This is a genomic window from Flavipsychrobacter stenotrophus (assembly GCF_002954265.1).
GTDB lineage: Bacteria > Bacteroidota > Bacteroidia > Chitinophagales > Chitinophagaceae > Flavipsychrobacter > Flavipsychrobacter stenotrophus.
Genome location: NZ_PPSL01000003.1, coordinates 660,655 through 679,586 on the forward strand (window position 1 = coordinate 660,655; position 18,932 = coordinate 679,586).

Annotated in this window: 10 protein-coding genes; 4 read left to right on the forward strand and 6 right to left on the reverse strand. The window is 45.2% G+C overall.

All coding sequences use genetic code 11. From position 1 onward, the window contains the following. Nucleotides 1-636 precede the first annotated feature (636 nt). Nucleotides 637-3,141 carry a beta strand repeat-containing protein gene (locus CJD36_RS23010; RefSeq protein WP_105039578.1) on the reverse strand — a complete coding sequence of 835 codons (2,505 nt, stop codon included), beginning with the start codon at nucleotides 3,139-3,141 and terminating at the stop codon, nucleotides 637-639. A gap of 191 nt (nucleotides 3,142-3,332) precedes the next feature. Then, the gene (locus tag CJD36_RS12845) at nucleotides 3,333-3,851 is read right to left on the reverse strand and encodes a T9SS type A sorting domain-containing protein (RefSeq protein ID WP_105039579.1); all 519 of its coding nucleotides are present in this window, start codon (nucleotides 3,849-3,851) and stop codon (nucleotides 3,333-3,335) included. A 354-nt stretch (nucleotides 3,852-4,205) separates the two neighbouring features. Here CJD36_RS12845 and dapB point away from each other — a divergent pair, with 354 nt between their 5' ends. After that, complete coding sequence (gene dapB, locus CJD36_RS12850) at nucleotides 4,206-4,934, forward strand: 4-hydroxy-tetrahydrodipicolinate reductase (RefSeq protein ID WP_105039580.1); 729 nt, start codon at nucleotides 4,206-4,208, stop codon at nucleotides 4,932-4,934. A gap of 97 nt (nucleotides 4,935-5,031) precedes the next feature. Beyond that, entirely contained in the window at nucleotides 5,032-5,415 is a 384-nt protein-coding gene (locus CJD36_RS12855) for a hypothetical protein (protein ID WP_105039581.1), read from the forward strand. 432 nt (nucleotides 5,416-5,847) lie between these two features. On the opposite strand, the gene CJD36_RS12860 is transcribed toward CJD36_RS12855, so the two are convergent. From CJD36_RS12860 to CJD36_RS12870, 3 genes are all read right to left on the reverse strand, one after another. Next, nucleotides 5,848-8,007, reverse strand: a complete 2,160-nt coding sequence (locus tag CJD36_RS12860; protein ID WP_105039582.1) for a S9 family peptidase — start codon at nucleotides 8,005-8,007, stop codon at nucleotides 5,848-5,850. A 256-nt stretch (nucleotides 8,008-8,263) separates the two neighbouring features. Beyond that, nucleotides 8,264-9,091: a 3-deoxy-8-phosphooctulonate synthase gene (kdsA, locus tag CJD36_RS12865; protein WP_105039583.1), complete on the reverse strand. Its 828-nt coding sequence runs from the start codon at nucleotides 9,089-9,091 to the stop codon at nucleotides 8,264-8,266. A gap of 280 nt (nucleotides 9,092-9,371) precedes the next feature. Continuing rightward, entirely contained in the window at nucleotides 9,372-12,443 is a 3,072-nt protein-coding gene (locus CJD36_RS12870) for a DUF7619 domain-containing protein (protein WP_161499304.1), read from the reverse strand. A 439-nt stretch (nucleotides 12,444-12,882) separates the two neighbouring features. On the opposite strand from CJD36_RS12870, the gene CJD36_RS12875 reads away from it, so the two are divergent. Beyond that, complete coding sequence (locus CJD36_RS12875) at nucleotides 12,883-16,014, forward strand: gliding motility-associated C-terminal domain-containing protein (RefSeq protein WP_105039585.1); 3,132 nt, start codon at nucleotides 12,883-12,885, stop codon at nucleotides 16,012-16,014. A 301-nt stretch (nucleotides 16,015-16,315) separates the two neighbouring features. Then, a complete protein-coding gene (fumC, locus tag CJD36_RS12880; protein ID WP_105039586.1) occupies nucleotides 16,316-17,716 on the forward strand; it encodes a class II fumarate hydratase in 1,401 nt (466 codons plus the stop codon). Nucleotides 17,717-18,014: 298 nt separating this feature from the next. Here fumC and CJD36_RS12885 read toward each other — a convergent pair whose 3' ends face one another. Then, on the reverse strand, nucleotides 18,015-18,875 hold the full coding sequence (locus CJD36_RS12885) for a hypothetical protein (protein ID WP_105039587.1): 861 nt from the start codon (nucleotides 18,873-18,875) through the stop codon (nucleotides 18,015-18,017). Between the last annotated feature and the right edge of the window lie 57 nt (nucleotides 18,876-18,932).

Genomic DNA, 18,932 nt, shown 5'->3' on the forward strand with positions numbered 1-18,932 from the left:
AAATAAGAGGGGAGTTGTTGCTCAATTAAATTGAATGTGGAAGTTTTTTTGTGTTTCAAGAAGTTTTGTTCGGGTGTTTTTTGTTGTGATGCTTTATGGGGAAGGGTTTGCGGGTGTTTTAACAAATTTCCAAAAACTTCCACTTTCTTCCACTTTTTTCCGGTTTCTTCCACTTTTTTCAGTTGATTAATACCTTGCCTCGTTTTACGTTAGTTAGATTGTCCAGCCGCATAAGAGACGCAATTATGCGTCTCTACCAGAGTTGGGTTAGTAGTGAACTTTTGATATGGGTTCATGTGTCAAAGAGCATTCAGTAATTTCTTCTGAATCGGGTGCAAATTAAAGAGGTAAAATGATATTTTAAAATAAACATATCCACAAAATTTGCGAAAAAATCGGCTGAAAGGCTCTGTGGGCAAAGGTTTGAGGTGGGTTATTTTCTGTGGATATTTTTTTTCAGGGGTAGTATTCTGAACCACAGATAAGGCTGATTGCTCAGATTTCACAGATTGTTTTGGTGAATATCTCAAAAAGAGCAAGATTATAGTTAGTGCACAGACAGTTAGGGTTGTGCCCTAAATCAAACAGGCTGCCCGATGTGGGCAGCCTGTTTTGTTCATGCTCGTATAAAATATATTACTTAGTGCGTTGTTTGGTCTGTGAATTGTGATTTACATGTGGCTGCTTAGCTGCCTTTGCTTTTGGGGCAGCAAGATTTCCTCCTATTTGTAAAGAAACATCTTTACCCAGCTCTTTTGGTGTAAGATATTTGCCCTTGTTTTCCACTTCCTTTTCAACTTCAGGAACTACGCGGTGCGCATTAGCCCATGCATCCTGGCGAACGCCTGTTACCTGCCAGCTAACTTTTACATTCGGTACGCTTGTCTTTATTTCAAAGGTATTATTAGCTACTTCTTTTGAAACAATAACCTGTGCAAAAGTGCCTATAGCTGTAAGCTGATAACGGAAGTCTTTATTCAACGATTCGAAATAAGCAGGTAGTGTAACGGTTGCAGTTCCACTTGCATCTGTAGTGATGTTGCCATTGTATACGTTCATCATATCAGGGCTTTCAACAAAACTGTGAATCAGGTATTTATTTTCAGGATCCTGTGGGTGATCTATTTTAAATGTACCACTCGATTTAGCAAGACTACCAACAACATTTACATTTCCTTGAAACCAAGCAGCGTAATTGGTGGTAGCATTAGCAGCTGTAGCATATATACCATAATTGGTGGGTGTGCCAGCGACAGTACTAGAAGCATAAACACCGAGGTTATTTGAAAAACCATTATCTGCTTCTGCATAAACCCCATAGCTGTTTCCTGAAAAACTAGCAAGAGAAGTGCCGTAAGCACGAACGCCCATTGAATAATCAGCATCAGATGATGATTGTGCATAAACGCCATTTACTTCTCCTCCTGTAGTTGTAAAATCGGAAGATTCGCCAATACCAACCACACCTGCTCCCCCACCTTCGCCTTTCACACCAATGCCACTTATGGCAGCAATATTAGGCACTGCCAAACCATACATGCCTACGCTGTACAAAGTGGTTGAAGCAGTTGTTCCGGAATATATTGCACGGATAACACCTGAATCAGATGTAGTGGCTGAAGTAGTAGACGCCCATAGGCCTTTATTATTTGTTGCGGCAGCCTGTATGTCTACTTTAGCATTTGGAGTAGTTGTGCCATAACCTAAGCGAAGGCCTGCTGTTTCAAACAAACCAGAATTACCCACGGCATTGGCACCGGGAGTGAATTTTGACAGGTAATTAAGTGTGCCTGAAATTGGTGTCTGTGCTGTCCACGCAGTGCCATTCCACTGCAGCATCTGGCCTGTAGCTGTGCCAGCTGCAAGTGCAAGAGGAGAGCCTACTGTGCCGGCTCCTGAGATCGGTGCCGTAACAGAGATCGTACCAGAAGATGGTGCAACGGCTGTCCATGCAGTGCCATTCCATGTGAGCACCTGGTTAGCTGCAGTGCCTGGTGTTATAGCCAGAGGTGAACCTACCGTACCTGCGCCCGAAATAGGTGCAGTGACAGATATAGTGCTAATACCGGGGGCTGCGGGGGCCCACTGTGTACCATTCCATGTTAATATCATACCAGTTGCAGCAGGCACACCGGAAGCAACGGCGTTACCCTGAATCTTTCCAACGGTATTGGCATTACTCACACCGGTAACATCACCACCAAGGGTAAGTGTTGTTGTAGCTCCCGGAACAGATGCGGTAGTTACGCCGGTAACCCTGCCATAAGCATCGGTAGTAATAATAGGGTATGTGCCACTGGCACCTGAAGTACCATATGTACCTGCAGTACCAACAGTGCCAAGACCGATAGTTCCGGTACTGGTGATCACACCGCCCGTAAGTGGTGAGGTAGCTGTGATGCTGGTTACTGTACCTGAGCCAGTTCCATCAAGTCCATTGGCTCCGGCAGGGCCGACAGCACCGGTTGCACCAGTAGGGCCCGCAGGACCAGTTGGGCCGGCAGGACCGGTTGCACCAGCGGGGCCGGTAAGACCAGTAGCTCCGGTTGCACCAGTAGGACCCGCAGGACCAGTTGGGCCGGCAGGACCGGTTGCACCTGTAGCGCCCGTTGCACCTGTGGCACCGGTTGGTCCGACAGCACCCGTTGCACCAGTTGGTCCGGCAGGGCCGGTGGCACCAATTGGGCCGGTAGCACCTGTGGCACCCGTAGCACCGGTTGGTCCCGGAGGGCCACCAGGGCCATTTAATGCGAATGGTACGCTCATGAGCTGGCTGGTGCCTACGGTAACATAGGATGTGCCTGCGGCAGGGTCAATTTCTATTTGTATGTACTTATCTCCTGTAGCCCAGTTGATGGTAGAGAAAGCAGGGCTTGATCCCGTCATTGTACCGCCACCGATAGCCACATTGTAGAGGCCGTAGGCATTGGTAAGGACAGTATGTGTTTCCTGATATACTACAGGGCCGGCAGCGGTATTGTCGTGCAGGGTAACGCGCATGGTCATAGTTGATGAGGCCAGCGGATTTCCTGAGGCATTACGGGCAACACCCTGGTAGTTGAATTTCTGCGGTGCCTGCGCAAAAGCCGTCATGCCTGATGCGAAGAGCCCGAAAGCGAAGAGTAGAAGTGTTTTTTTCATTGCGTATGTTGTTAGTTATTTTAGTAGATGGTTGTTGGTAGATAGTTTCTGGTGTAGACCCTGACCACTGTGTGACATGTGTTGCAATTGTTTCGCCCTTTCAGGGCTGCCCAGCTTTTGTATTTCTTACGTAGGGCTTCACCCTACGCTATTGAATTGCGCTCCTTCAGGGCTTGCATGTTACCTTTTATTTACTGTAGCTTCTGGATCTTATAGGCGGTGGTTTCGATCAGAGTTTCGTCTGATGTGAGATCGACCTGTAAGAGGTAGGTGGCAGCGGCAAGTGAGCTGATGTCGAGCTGACCGGTGTTCATCCCTGTTTTTACATCGTTACTCTTTTCCTGTATCACCTTGCCGCTCATATCCATCAGCCGCAGGCCTATAATTGCCTTTTGCGGCGAGTTGAAGGTGTAGTTGATAGTGTTGTTGGCCGGGTTGGGAAACACAGTAAGGAACCTGAGGATATTGCGGTCTTCGACAGCTGTAACGCCATGCTCGGGTTGCAAGAGTCCCTGTGTTACTACGATGCTTGATGTAGCAGCGGTATTGACCAATGTCATTTCGCCTATTGACCATTCGTAGGTACGTCCGCCGAGGGTTGCAGAGCCGCCAGTAGCATTGAGTGTGCTGGGCCATATGCTTTGTCCGCGTACCTGTGGCAGTCCTATCAATGCCACAATGATGCTTGTGAAGAGTAGTTTTCTTTTCATTACTAAGAGTTTGTAGTTAAATATAGCTAAATAATTTTAGATGGGATTTATTTATTTTATTTTATTAATTGAATATTAATAAACGACTGAAGGGGGTGTCTGAATCAAGATGGTCAGGATTTTAGGAAAAGGAGGATGCCGTAGTAGTTAGTTGAACTGTTTTCGTATTTGGGATAAGATTTAGTTGATGTTGTAGCGACGCAAGATTTTGCGTCGCTCAATCGAATGGGAGTATATGCGTCTCCATCACCAAACTCATGCTGGATCGAGACGCAAAAATCTTGCGTCTCTACATACCTTTTTTGAGTGGGTCTCAAAGAGAATATCCTATCTTCACAACAGTAATTATTAGGCATGAATATAGCATTGATAGGGTATGGTAAGATGGGCCAGGCCATAGAGGAAATAGCAATTAAGAGGGGGCATAATATAGCACTGTGTATAAGGAGTGGTAACAGGCATGAACTGGATGCCACGCATATGCAGGGTGTGGATGTGGCCATAGAGTTTACCGGGCCGGAGACTGCAAAGGATAATGTGATGGATTGCATGGCGCTGGGTGTGCCGGTAATATGTGGGTCAACAGGATGGAATGAAGAGGTGCCGGAAGCAGCGGCAATGGCCAATGACAGGGGCGTGGGTTTTTTGCAGGCATCGAATTTCAGCATAGGGGTGAATATATTTTTCGAGGTGAATAAGCAGTTGGCCGCATTGATGAATAAGCACCCTGAGTATGATGTGAGTGTAGAGGAAACACACCACACGCAGAAAAAAGATGCCCCAAGTGGCACTGCCATAACCATTGCTGAGCAGATATTGGAAAGGTCTGCAACCAAGAAAACGTGGGCGCTGAATTTTGTAAATAATGAAAATATACTACCGATAGTGGCTCACCGTATAGAAAATGTACCGGGCACGCACAGGGTAAAATATGCATCGGCCATCGACGATATAGAGTTGGTGCACACAGCGCATAGCCGTGAGGGGTTTGCATTGGGGGCTGTGCTGGCAGCAGAGTTTTTAGCGGGCAAGAAGGGTGTGTTTACAATGAGGGACGTGTTGTTTAATGGCTCAATTGCGTAATGGCTTAATGGCTCAATTTTAAGTTAGAATTTGACAATTGGCAATGAGGTAATGAATAGGATAATGTTGTTTATTTTTAACTATTAAACTGAATAGTATGAAAAGGGTTGTTTTAATGTTGTTGGTTGCGGTGGGTTTGTTTGCAATGCCATCGTGTAAGGAAGAGGCGGAGAAGGATTACACAAAGGTAATGGAGGATAGCCTGGCTACTGTATTGCCTACGTGGCAGTCGGTAAAGGTGAATGTGCAGAATAAAACCTATGTTGATGTGATAGTAGGTGATCCGGGGTTTTATAGTGCGGCACCTGAGGTGAGAGCACAGAAGGCAAAAGAACTTGGCGGTTTGTTGCTGCGCCTTTATAAGGGTGATAATTATTTTGAGAAGGGGAACATGATCATTACTAAGGATCCGAAGAATACAGATATGGCACCGAAGGATGGGGTGAGTACGCCGATACCGTTTGGGGAGTTGAAGAAGTAGGTTTTTAAGGTTGTCTGAACCAGGATTTACAAGATTAAAGGATAGACATGATGTCCGTTGTACAAGGCGAGTTCGTTCCGATGCAATAACCACCTCCCCCGCCGAAAAGGCGGGTACTCCTCCTTCAAAAGGAGGAGAGTATGTACTTAGCGCGTCTCAAAGAAAACCGGCCCGATGGCTGTTGGTGTGGAGATACAACAGCGGCAGATGCGGGCATTTTCTTGTAACTCAAAACGAATACGTCGCGATGAGCCGGTCGGGAGACCGGCAACCGCACGAGCGTAGTCAAGAAGACTACGCTCGTGCATCTTGGTACTATTGCTTCACCAGCAATTTGTTGTAAAAGGAGAAGGGGAATTGCCAACGACAATTCCCCTTCTCCTTTTACTTGTTATCAGCTTATTTGTCTTCTGCTTCGTTATCTATTGATGATTATTTCAAATAATCATCGAAGTAGTTGGTGATCTTTTGCATGAGGTGTATACGGTCTTTGCCGCGTACGTTGTGCTCATGACCGGGGTAAACGAAATAGTCGACCTGTACGCCTTCGTCTACACTCTTCTTGATGAAGTCTATGCTATGCTGCCAAACTACCACATCATCGCTGGTGCCATGTATGAGCATTAGCTTACCCTGCAGGTTCTTTACCTTGTCTAGCAGGCAAGAGTTTTTATAGCCGCTAGGGTTGCCTTCGGGAGTGTCCATATAGCGCTCGGTATACATTACTTCATACATGCTCCAGTCCATAACCGGGCCACCTGCTACAGCTGCCTTAAAGATCCCGGGGTGCTTAAGCATGAGTGATGTGGTCATGAAGCCACCAAAGCTCCAGCCATGCACGCCCATGCGATTGGCATCTACATATTTAAGTTTCTTCAGGTAGTCAACGCCTTTCAGTTGGTCGTCCATTTCTACATCTCCCAGGTGACGGAAAGTGGCCTGTTCAAAAGCCATTCCCCTGTTCCAGCTACCACGGCCATCCATAGTAAAGATGATGTAGCCATGCTGTGCCATATACTCATACCACAGGTTGCCGCTGGCAGGAAATGAGTTGTGTAGCAATTGTACATTAGGGCCATTGTAGAGATACACTATAGTGGGATATTTCTTAGTGCTATCGAAGTTTGGTGGCAATATGAGCTTGACATAAAGTGGTGTAACACCATCGGCTGCTTTAATGGTTACATTACGAACAATAGCACGGTCATAGTCCGCAAGAGGATCAGGAGACTTCAGTAATTCTACGTTGGTCTTGCCATCTGTTGAGCGAATGCAGGTGGTCTTTGGCACATCGCCCGCACTGTATACATCGAGCACATATTTGCCATCTTCTGAACAGGTGGCAGTATGCATGCCATCACCTTTGTCTATACGGTAGATGTTACCATTGTCAATGTTCACACCGTAAATGTGTTTTTCCATTGGCGACTCTTTTGCAGCGGTGAATATGATCCTGCCGTTCTGCTTGTCGTAGCCTACTATTTCATTCACTACCCAGTTGCCCTTTGTTACCTGGCGTATCAACGTGCCATCGGTGTTATATAGATAGAGGTGTGCAAAGCCATCGCGCTCGCTCCACCAGATGAACTCATCATCGAAGCCGGGAACGAACATCAACGGGTGAGTAGGATGTACATACTTAGGGTCGTTCTCTTCGAACAAGGTCTTTACTTTTTCACCTGTGAGTGCATTGTATTTGTTGAGCAGCAGGTGGTTCTGTTCGCGGCTGAGGATGGCTACATAGATGTACTTTTCATCGGGGCTCCATGTAATGCTGGTTAGGTAATGATCTTTATGTTTCTCGCCTGTTTTTAATGTTACTGTTTTGCCTGTTGAAGGGTCGTAAACGCAAAGCGTTACTTCGTGAGAGGCTTGTCCGGCCATAGGGTACTTAACCATATCGGCACGTGCGGGAACAACATCCCACTTAACAACAGGATAGTCTTTAACCATTGTCTGGTCCATGCGGTAGTAAGCCAGGTAGTTGCCTTTTGGGGAAAAGAAGATACCACGGTCTATGCCAAACTCATCGCGGTGTACTGCACGGCCGCAGACTATTGCTTTGTCGGTCTCTTTGGTTACTTGTATCGTCTTTTTGTCTTTGGTTATGAGCCACAGGTTATTGTCTACGGTGTAGGCGATCTGCATGCTTTTGTCTACTGTGGTGTTGGCGTTATTATCGGGTAGTTTTACCCACTTGCTCCAGTTGAATTTGTTGCCGTCAACAGTACCTGTTATTACACTGTTGTCGTTGATGAAGTAGGCTTTGTCTTTATTGAGCCATTTTATAGCCGGAATAGCATTTACTTTTTCTCCTTCCGGATATACACCTTGTTCCACATTGCTTATCACACCGGCTTTCTCAGTGGCATAGTTGGTGGTTGTCCACTGATCTTTACCGTCTTTCTTTTCTACCTGCCAGAGCATGTTGGTGCCGGGTTGCCATGAGGTACCTTTTATACCCTTGGGTGCCAAAGTTGTAGACATACCATTGGTGGCCTCGGCCATGGTGAATTGCTTTTTCTGTGCGGTAGCAATGGTGCACAGCATAGCCGCAATGGCTAGTGTAAGTATGGACTTAGTGTAGTTCATAAATAAGTTAAAAGTCAAAAAGTTAAAACCAAAAAGTGGGTTGGGTTTGTCGTTGTTTTCTGTACAAAGACGGTACGTCCCGATGCGGTAACCACCTCCCCCTCGTTCCGAGGGTTGAGCTACGCTCGTGCCGTAGCCGGCATCCTTCAAAAGGAGGAGAGTGTGTAACTAGTGTATGCTCAAAACGAATACGTCCCGAGGGCCAAAGATTACCGCGGTTCGAGAGCCTCACCGTGACAATCATTGGCAGTGTTATTTACAAGGTATTCACTACCTGGCGGAGCTTGGTGAGCTTTACCATGAGTGGTTCTAATAAAGCCAGGTTGAGCATGTTGGCGCCGTCTGATTTTGCATGAGCGGGATCGGGGTGTGTTTCGATGAAGAGGCCATCGGCACCTACGGCTATTGCCGCGCGGCATATGGTCTCGATCATTTGCGGATTGCCGCCGGTAACGCCGCTTGTAGTGTTGGGTTGTTGCAATGAGTGTGTGCAATCCATAACCACTGGTACACCGAGATTTTGCATAGTAGGTATGCCGCGATAGTCAACTATCAGATCGTGATAGCCGAACATGGTGCCACGGTCGGTAAGCATGATCTTGTCGTTATTGCTCTGTGTTATCTTATCTACAGCGAAGATCATCGACTCAGGTGCCAGGAACTGACCCTTCTTTACGTTGACGATCTTTCCTGTTTTTGCTGCAGCTACAAGTATATCTGTCTGGCGGCAAAGGAAAGCGGGGATCTGGAGTACATCTACATATTCGGAGGCCATAGCTGCTTCTGATGCATCATGTATATCTGTAACCAGCGGCACACCAAAAGCATCTCGCACCTTTGCCAGTATTTTCAGTGCTTTTTCATCGCCTATGCCTGAAAAGCTATCGAGGCGGCTGCGGTTGGCTTTGCGGTAAGATGATTTGAAAATAAGGGGTATGTTGAGCTTATCGCAGATAGCAACAACCTTTTCGGCGGTTGCCATGATCACTTCCTCGCTTTCTATAACGCAAGGGCCTGCCATGAGAAAGAAGTTATTGCTACTTGTGTTTTGTTTTGCAAAAAGTTCAGATAAGTAAGATTGCATGAGATAAACGGTGTTTTATTTGTCAAAACTAACTTTTTTAATGTGATTTGTTGTTTGCAAGTGAAATTACTGGTATGTTATGGGTGTCTAACATGCTAATAGTATTGCCACAATTGGGCGCGAACCTAACGGCTAGCGATGAAAGAGGGGAATGTTTTTCTACAAACCTTTTGCACCTACGGCGCAATGACATGGATTGTTGTCTTTTGTGTTGTTTGAAGGTTTCTAAAACAATAAAGGGAGGCCGAAGCCTCCCTTTAAAACACACCTTTTGAAGGTATTATTTCATGATAACCAGTTTTTGTGTTTCTACTTTGCCCTGGTTGTGCAGCGATACGAGGTACATACCCGGAGCCAGAGTGTTGATATCAACAGGGATGGTCTGAGCACCAAGTGAAAGGCTGACAGTCTTGCTGATAAGTACTTTGCCGGTAATGTCTGTGATCTGCATATCTGCATTGCCAAACACATCGCTGTTGATAACGGCGAAACATGTTTTTTCAGCAGGGTTAGGATAGATAGAGAACGATGAGTGCTGATCGGTAGTAGTTGGGATACCTACAGCGTGGCCGATCGTATTCAAGGTGCTGTTAGTTATTATCGGTGTGTTGTAATCGAAATAGATCGATGCACGATTCCTGATCTGAGTACCAACCGGCAAACCATGTCTTGTCTTTATGGTGTAGGTAAACATGCCATTGCTGGTAACAGGGTAACTAGGGTCGTAAGGCAGGTGGATACCATTGAATGTGAAGGTAGCGACACCATTCTCATTCATAGTTACCACGCACTGGTGAGACTGGTAAACCGGGTGAAGTGTAGCCCAGTCCAGGTTTGGATCTAGTGTATCTATTACTACAACCTTCTCAGCATAGTAAGTACCTGTATTCTGGAAGTGAACCATGTATTCCAATACAGAGTCGGCATAACCGATGATACCGGTAGGGCCTGTTCCTTTAGGGCTAACTTCCTTGAAGTTAGGGTCATAAGAACCTACGACTGTAGTAGTGAAGTAGTTTACATTGTTCCATGGCGTGTAGTCTGTAAGCCATGAAGTCATAGGTGCAGCACTTACAGCAGAATCTCTAAATACGAGATCTGTGCTCAAAGGAATGTCTGTAGGTACTGTATAGTTTTCATGGAATGCCTGAGAAGCACCGGGAGTTAAAGAAGGAATAGTTGATGAGCTGTACCAATTGGCAGCACCCGAGAAGATACCGCCTGGAATGAATGTAGGAGCGAATATCTGGCCGTCAGTTTTGTAACCTGCCAGTATCGATCCTTCATTTACTGTGCCTTCATTGGTGATAATAGTAGCCTGTGTGTAAGTATTGCCAGGTATTGCATGATTGTAGTCCCATGTGCTGATGTGTATATCATGAATGGTAGCCAGATCGTTAGCGAAGTTTACAACATTAGTGCAACCTGTAGAAGCTACAATAGTCAATGGTACATTATTAACAGCACATGCTGTTAAAGGATACAAGGTTTGTACTGTTTCAGAAATAGTGTAAGAACCTGAAGGTACTATGAAAGAATAGTGACCGGCTGCATTGGTGTAGGTATAACCCCATCCGCTGCAGTGTATTTGTATGCCCTGTATGCCCGGTTCGCCTGCATCTTGTGTGCAATTGCCGTTAAGATCGTGATAAACTGTACCGCTTATGGTGCAATAACAACTGGTGCTGGTTGTACCCGGCAACAAGTAAGTGTAGTTATGAGCTGTGCAACCAGTTGCATCTGTAACGTAAACTGAGTAATAACCCTCGTCGAGAGACGTAATAGTGCTTGTTGAAGCACCGGTGCTCCAGTTGTAAGAGTACGGAGTAGTACCACCCCAAACTGTAGCATGAACACTACCATCTGATGTGAATAAGCATGATGGAGAAGTATTAGCCATGGCTACATTTACGGGAGAAGATGAAGCGACATAAGCATAGCCGGTCTTTGAGCAGCCATTTACGTCGGTTACAGTAACATAATGATAGCCTGCAGGTGCTGCAGAGAGTGTGGCAGTAGTGCCGCCTGAAACCCACGCATAGGTGAGTGGTGCAACACCACCTGTAGATGTTACAGTTGCACTGCCATTTGACAAGGTACATGTAGCAGACGTGGTAGCGAATGACAAATTGATGATATCAATTGGATTAATAGTAACTGTACCTGTGCGCAAACAACCGACGGCATCAGTAACATGGAATGAGTAATTACCCGGAGCCAGAGCAGTTGCCGTAAGCCCTGTTTGTGCAGGGTAGGTATACCAATTGATAGCATAAGGAGTAGTGCCACCGGCAAGAGTTAATGTAGCGGTGCCTGTAGGGGCAGTACAAGAGCTGGCAGTAGTAGCATAGGTAGCAGTAATAGGTGTAGAAGCGACAACTGAGCCGGCGCCATTACCTATACAGCCGTTAGCATCTGTGGCTACTACAGAATAGTAGCCTGCACCCAGGCCACCCTGCGACTGAGTAGTTGCACCATTGCTCCAGAGGTATGTGTAAGGAGGAGTGCCGCCTGCGCCAAATGCTATAACCGCGCCGTTGCTGGCAGTGCAGGTAGCAGGCGTTGGCGTAACAGAAGACGTGATGGTAATTGCTTGTGATACATATGCGTAGCGTATATCTGAGCATCCGTTAGCGTCTGTTACCGTTACATTATAGCTACCCATGCTCAGGCCGGATATACCCGAAGTGGAAGCCATAGTAGACCATACATAACTATAAGGAGGTAAACCGCCGGAAATGGAAGCTACTGTAGCGGTACCATTAGTGCAGTTTGCAGCCGTGGTTGTAACACTATAGGTAAAGCCTGGTGAGGTATAGATGGCTATAGAGTCATTGGCATAAATGGAGCCATACATACAACCTGCTGCGTCGGTTACCATAAGATCGTAAGCGCCACCCGATAAGCCTGCCGGGTTACCCGGAGTTACCACACCGGTTGTCTGGTTGGTCCAGGTGTAGGTATAAGGGGCTGTTCCGCCTGTTACAGTTGCTGTTGCCGTTCCTAATGCCGGACATACTGCGTTGGTAGTGGTTGTCGTATAAGTAAATGGAGGTGCACCTGCGTAATATGTAGATGCCGATGTAGTGGAGCCGCCGGAAACTACTATATATACACCCTGGCCGGCATATGATGTAAGCGCGTCAGTAGTTGTAGCTACCCCGGAGTGGACTATAGATGGACTGCCGGATAAGTAATAGGTGAATGTGAGCGGGGGAGTCAATCCGGTGGTACTTGAAGTTAGCACACCATCTGCATGACAGGGCGGAGTGGTGAGGGTGGCTGTAACTGTTTGCCCGTTTGAAGCAAACGCCAGAGCGCTTAAAATGAGTGATGTGAAGAGCTTTTTCATAATCGAAGAATTTTGTTCAACTTGATAAGACGAACGGCTCATGTCATTTGTTAGTAAATTTGTAATATTTATTTTTTATTGAAAGTTTTAACTTTCTGTCCGTATATATTATGTTTTCTACCATGTGAGTGCAAAAATCAACATTAGTATAATTGAATTTCACATAGGAGATATTTTTATTTGTCATTTGCCAACTAATTCACAATTTTTTCCCGTCATATATACACCGAGCCTTTTTACCCGGTATGTTGAAGTAGAAGCAGGTAAAAATAAAAGCGATAGAATTTATTCTAGATACATTATTTTTATTTATTTTTATGCAACATTATGATATTTTAAAATGAATGCATATTTTGCAAAGCACAAAAGTTAGTTTTGTGTGATCACAAATTCGCTATCACGATAGAAACAAATTATTTTAACCGTACCAAAGAAGTCTATGAAATACAATAAGATACTCTTGCTTTCCCTCCTGCTTTCAGGGCTTTGTTTCAAGTCTTTTGCGCAGGATTGCCCGCCGAATATAGACTTCGAATTGGGTAATACATCTATATGGAGCTATTTTACCGGTACTTGCTGCCCGATATCGACGCCTACACCCGGTCTTGTAGCGGGGAGACATACGCTAACAACAGGAGCGGGAGTTGATCCGTTCGGTGGATTTCCAATAGTAGCGCCCGGAGGCGGATCATTTTCGTTGAAACTAGGTAACAGTGGTGTAGGTGCGGAAGCGGAAATGGCCAGGTATTATATACACGTACCTGCTACCGTATCTAACTATAGCCTGATCTACAGGTATGCGGTTGTAGTGCAGGACGGAGGTGCCACTGGTACCCCGCACGATGCAACGAATCAGCCGAGATTTGAGGTGCATGCTTATGATTCTGCCACCAATGTGCCAATTGCTTGTGCTCAGTATAACTACAACTATACTTCGGGATTACCGGGTTTTACACTTGCTACATCGGGTTCTGCTGTCTATTATAAATCATGGACAACAGCTAGTATTAACCTTTCAGGCCTGGGTGGCACAACTATTAAAATTGATTTTGCCAGTGGAGATTGCGCTTTAGGTGGTCACTTCGGATATGGATATCTGGATATGAGCTGCGGGTTATTCTCTATCTCTGCAGGTGGTTGCGATTCGACCACTTCTACGCTTAATGCGCCATCAGGCTTCAGTGTTTATACCTGGTATGATTCATTGACATTTACAACTATTTACGGCACAACACAGTCTATAACCATACCAATGCCACCGGTAGCAACTACCTATGCGGTTATTATGCAGCCATATGCAGGTTTCGGTTGTCCTGATACGCTATATACAAGAATAAGGCCGTCACATTTACAACTTAATCCAAGTCATGACACTACACTTTGTTTCGGTAATCCAATAACGCTTACGTCAGGAGCGACAGACGTTGCTCTGCCATTAAGTTATAGCTGGTCGCCGGCTGCGGGTTTGAGTTGTACAACATGTGCTAATCCTATAGCACTGCCAAATACTAATACAAACTATGTGGTCACGGTAACCAACGATCTTGGTTGTACGAAAACGGACACGATAGCGGTGAATGGCGGACATGTGGCAGTACATTCAACATATGATTCGGTTAGTTGTTTTGGCGATCTGAACGGAGGTGTTCATGCTTTTGTAGATACCGGTGTAGCCCCTTACAGCTATGTATGGACGACTGCACCTGTTGTCGTAACCGCTCCAGATGCAGGTGGTTTGGCAATAGGTTTTTACACAGTTACCGTCGTAGATAATTCAGGATGTTCGGGAACCAGTACTATATATGTTCCTGGCCCAACGCCTAATACTGTTACCATACTTAGTTCGACAAATCCAACTACATGTGGCGGATCAAACGGATCAATTACTTTGGGTGGTTTATTCAACAATTTTGTAATGACGGTGAATTACCTGTTCAATGGTGTACCACAAACATATACCGGTACAGTGTCAGCTACCGGTACGCTGGTTATTCCATCATTATCTCAGGGTACTTTTTCCAATATTTCTATTGTGCCCGTTGCGCCTAAATTATGCAACTGGAACATCGTTGGTCCGATTGCACTTACCGATCCATTGCACCCTGCAATACCTTTTGTAAATAGCAATTCACCAGTTTGTGAGGGTGATCAGTTGAACATGTACGGTTCTGACGGTACAGCTGGTGTTACTTTTAGCTGGACAGGTCCTAATGGATTCACTTCGGCTCTTGCTAATCCTATTATCAACCCGGCTTCACTGAATGATTCGGGTAGGTATGTTCTTACAGTAGGTATCAATAATTGCTTCTCTAAAGATAGCACGTGGGTAGTAGTTCACCAGATTCCGCAGCCGTTCGCCAGCAATAACAGCCCGTTCTGCGCAGTTGGTAATCTTCAGCTGACAAGCGGATCATTAAATGGCGCTACCAACTATTCATGGAGTGGCCCTAATGCATATTCTTCAGTTTTGCAGAATCCTATACTAACCGGTGTAGATGAAAATGCATCAGGCGTTTACACAGTAACTGCATTGATTAATGCATGCCGTGCTTCTACTACCACAACTGTTGTTATCTACCCTATACCACCTGTGCCTGCAACAACGAATGTTGAGTATTGCCAGTATGGAATAAGTGTACCCCTTACAGCAACCGGTACTAATGTACTGTGGTATGCAGATTCAGTAGGCGGTACAGGTTCTGCAACAGCACCTACACCTTCTACATTGATACCTGGCTTATTTACATGGTATGCCAACCAGACGTCACTTACAGGATGTATTGGCCCACGTATGCCGGTTACAGCAAGAATAGCTGAATACCCATCGCCATATGTAACACAAAGTGATACTGTGATCTGTACAGGAACAAACGTAACGTTCCTAACTGCTAATACGGGTGAAGGTTTCACCGGTCTGGTATGGAGCTTTGGCGCATTAGACAGCGTAAGAAATATAAATCCAGTAATTCATGGCTTCACCACACCAGGTACTTACGCTGTAGCGGTTACTGCATACTATGACATATGTCCTGACACTACCATGTACATGACACTTGGTGTATATCCTACCCCGGTGATCAACCTGGGACCAGATACAACAATATGTGAAGGTAGTAATGCGATACAGCTATATGATCTTACTAATGCAGGTACACTGGGTGCATCGTGGGTGTGGAATACAGGTGAACTAACACCGAGCATTAACCTTGTTACACCGGGATCTTACTATACTACCGTAAGCATTAATGGTTGCAGCGCATCTGATACAGTAAATGTTCTTGCGGATTGCTACATGGAAATACCGAATGTATTTACACCTAACGGAGATGGTATCAATGATTACTTCTTCCCACGTGGTTATCTTACAAAGGGATTGACAGCATTCAGCATGGAAATATTCAACCGTTGGGGTGAATTGATCTTCAGTACTACCAAGATCGATGGCCTTGGATGGGATGGTAAATTCAACGGCGAGATACAGCCGCAGGGTGTGTTCGTTTACTACATGGATGCTACGTTTAAAGATGGTAAAAAAGAACATCATAACGGTAACTTCACGTTACTACGATGATCTGAATTCAAATAATGTTATAAAAGGTAAAGGCGCTCAAGTGAGCGCCTTTACCTTTTCAGAAAAATCTTATTTGGCAATGTGCAACAGTTCAGAAATCAATCAAGGAACGATAATCAAATAAAATTTACCAATTTGATTGTTCTCTTTCATTTCTGTTGCGTTGCAAAAGTCTTTAAATAGTCTTCTATTCGCAAATTTTGCGCCTTACATAAAAGAAAAATAACTGCTCAACTTAATATATTTTATTTGATTAACGTTCCTAACTTTGCCATCCAATCTAAACAAATCAGTAACTATTATGGCTTTCCGTACAGAAAAAGACACAATGGGCGAAGTGCAGGTACCTGCAACCGCTTATTATGGTGCGCAGACACAGCGCTCGATTGAAAATTTCAAAATAGCACAGGATACCAACAAAATGCCGAAGGAGATAATCAAGGCATTTGCTTACCTGAAGAAGGCTGCCGGAATTACCAATTGCCAGTTGGGCGTATTGGCACAGGAGAAGAGCGACCTGATAGGCAAAGTTTGTGATGAGATACTGGAAGGAAAGCTGGATGCTGAGTTTCCACTTGTGGTATGGCAGACAGGATCGGGCACACAGTCTAACATGAATGTGAACGAAGTAGTGGCATACCGCGCGCATGTAATTAATGGCGGCCAGTTAACTGACAAAGAGAAATTCATACACCCTAATGATGATGTGAACAAGTCACAGTCGTCTAACGATACATTCCCAACGGCTATGCATATAGCAGCCTATAAGATGCTGGTGGATGTAACTATACCGGGCGTAAAGAAACTGCGCGATACGCTTGCTGCAAAGAGCAAAGAATACATGCATGTGGTGAAGATAGGCCGCACTCACTTTATGGATGCTACACCACTTACCGTAGGACAGGAACTGAGCGGTTATGTATCTCAGCTGGATCATGGATTAAGGGCGCTGAACAATACACTTGCACACCTTAGCGAACTGGCTTTGGGTGGTACAGCAGTTGGTACCGGTATCAATACACCAAAAGGTTATGATGTAAAGGTGGCTGAAAATATCGCTGCACTTACAGGATTGCCTTTCATTACTGCCGAAAACAAATTTGAAAGCCTTGCCGCACATGATGCTATAGTGGAAACACATGGTGCATTGAAAATGATAGCAGTAAGCCTGATGAAGATAGCTAACGACATTCGTATGCTGAGCTCGGGACCACGCTCGGGAATAGGCGAAATGTTCATACCTGACAATGAGCCGGGTTCTTCTATCATGCCGGGTAAAGTAAACCCTACACAGTGTGAAGCCTTGACCATGATAGCAGCACAGGTAATGGGTAATGATGTAACTATTGGCATTGGTGGATCGAACGGTCATTTTGAGCTGAACGTATTCAAGCCGGTGATGATCTTTAACTTCCTGCATAGTGCCCGCCTGATAGGTGAAGGTTGTGTATCGTTTAATGACAAGTGCGCTGTAGGTCTTGCACCAATAGAAGAGAACATAGCCAAGCACGTGAATAACTCACTGATGCTGGTAACTTCATTGAATACCAAGATAGGTTATTACAAAGCTGCTGAAATAGCACAGACTGCCCACAAACAAGGCAAGACGCTGAAGCAAACAGCTATAGACCTGGGCTATGTAACTGCTGAAGAGTTTGACGCCTGGGTGAAGCCGGCTGACATGGTAGGCGAATTAAAGTAAAAATTTAAAAGTAAAACCCGTCCTGTTGAGGTGATGGTTTTAGTAAATATGCAGGCTGTTCTCTTTGAGGGCAGCCTGTAGTGTTTTGCTAAAAAAAAAGACCATTTCCGGTAGAAAATGGCCTTTGTTGATTCAACGGTAGATGAATGGGAATATATGGTAGTGAATAGCTAAAAAATTTACAGGGGCCGTTGCTGTAGCCCACCAATATTTTATGTGATGCAGCAGGGGCATAATTACCCCACACCCATAAAGACAGAGTATAATTTAAAAGGGTTGGGTAAGCCTAAAAAAGATTTTAAGGCTGTACTACGAGGCTGAATTGTTTTCTTGTTTTTGTAGCGGAGTAGAGCTGCTCCAGTGGATTGGATGTTTTTCCGCCACCTGCCATAGCGCCGCCCATTGCTGCGGAATTTCGGCTGCCACCGCCGCCCATCTGGTTCATGCCGCCATTTGCATTCTGTACCTGGCCTTTTGGTGCTTTTGTGCCTTTAAGAGAAAAGCAGACGCCAATTTGTTTACCTGCATCTGCTGCGGTTAATGAATCTTTATTGAACAGGCTTTTTACAGGGATGGCCACTTCCCATACAATTTCCCTGTATTCATCTAGCCGTGCCTTTAGTTTTATGCCACAGGGTACGGTCTGGTTGATCATATACCCACCATTACAACCTGCAAAACCATCGACAGTAAACTGGTTGGCAGCCTCAATACCTTTACGAATGCGCTGTGATAATTGCTTTTGGAACTGAACAGCACCATCTTTCTGCCCGTCTGAGCCCTGTGGAACATCCATTTCCACATTATTATTTTCCAACGGATAGTTGATGCTGAACGGATCTTCTTTTCCTCCGCCGGTATCTATTGATACTACCATTCCGCCCTTTAGCATTTTCATCTGCGTCAGTTCATCGCCACTTTCTACTGTTATATAGATGTACTTACGGTCGTTGGAAGTAGCATAAGCCAGTTTGGCTTTACTATCATAATTGGGGTATGGCGATGGCCAATCTTTACTGTCGCCGTCAATAGCAATGGGTGTAGACTGCCAGTTGCCGGGCACGGTAGCTGTGGATTTTCCTGCTTTTTTAGACCCGCCACAAGATGTAAGTACTACTAAAAGGGTAACGGCAACCGTTGAAATATTGACTAAACGCATAATTATTGATTAGGAGAACAAAATAAAGCACTATTCTCAATATTGGCTACCTAAACC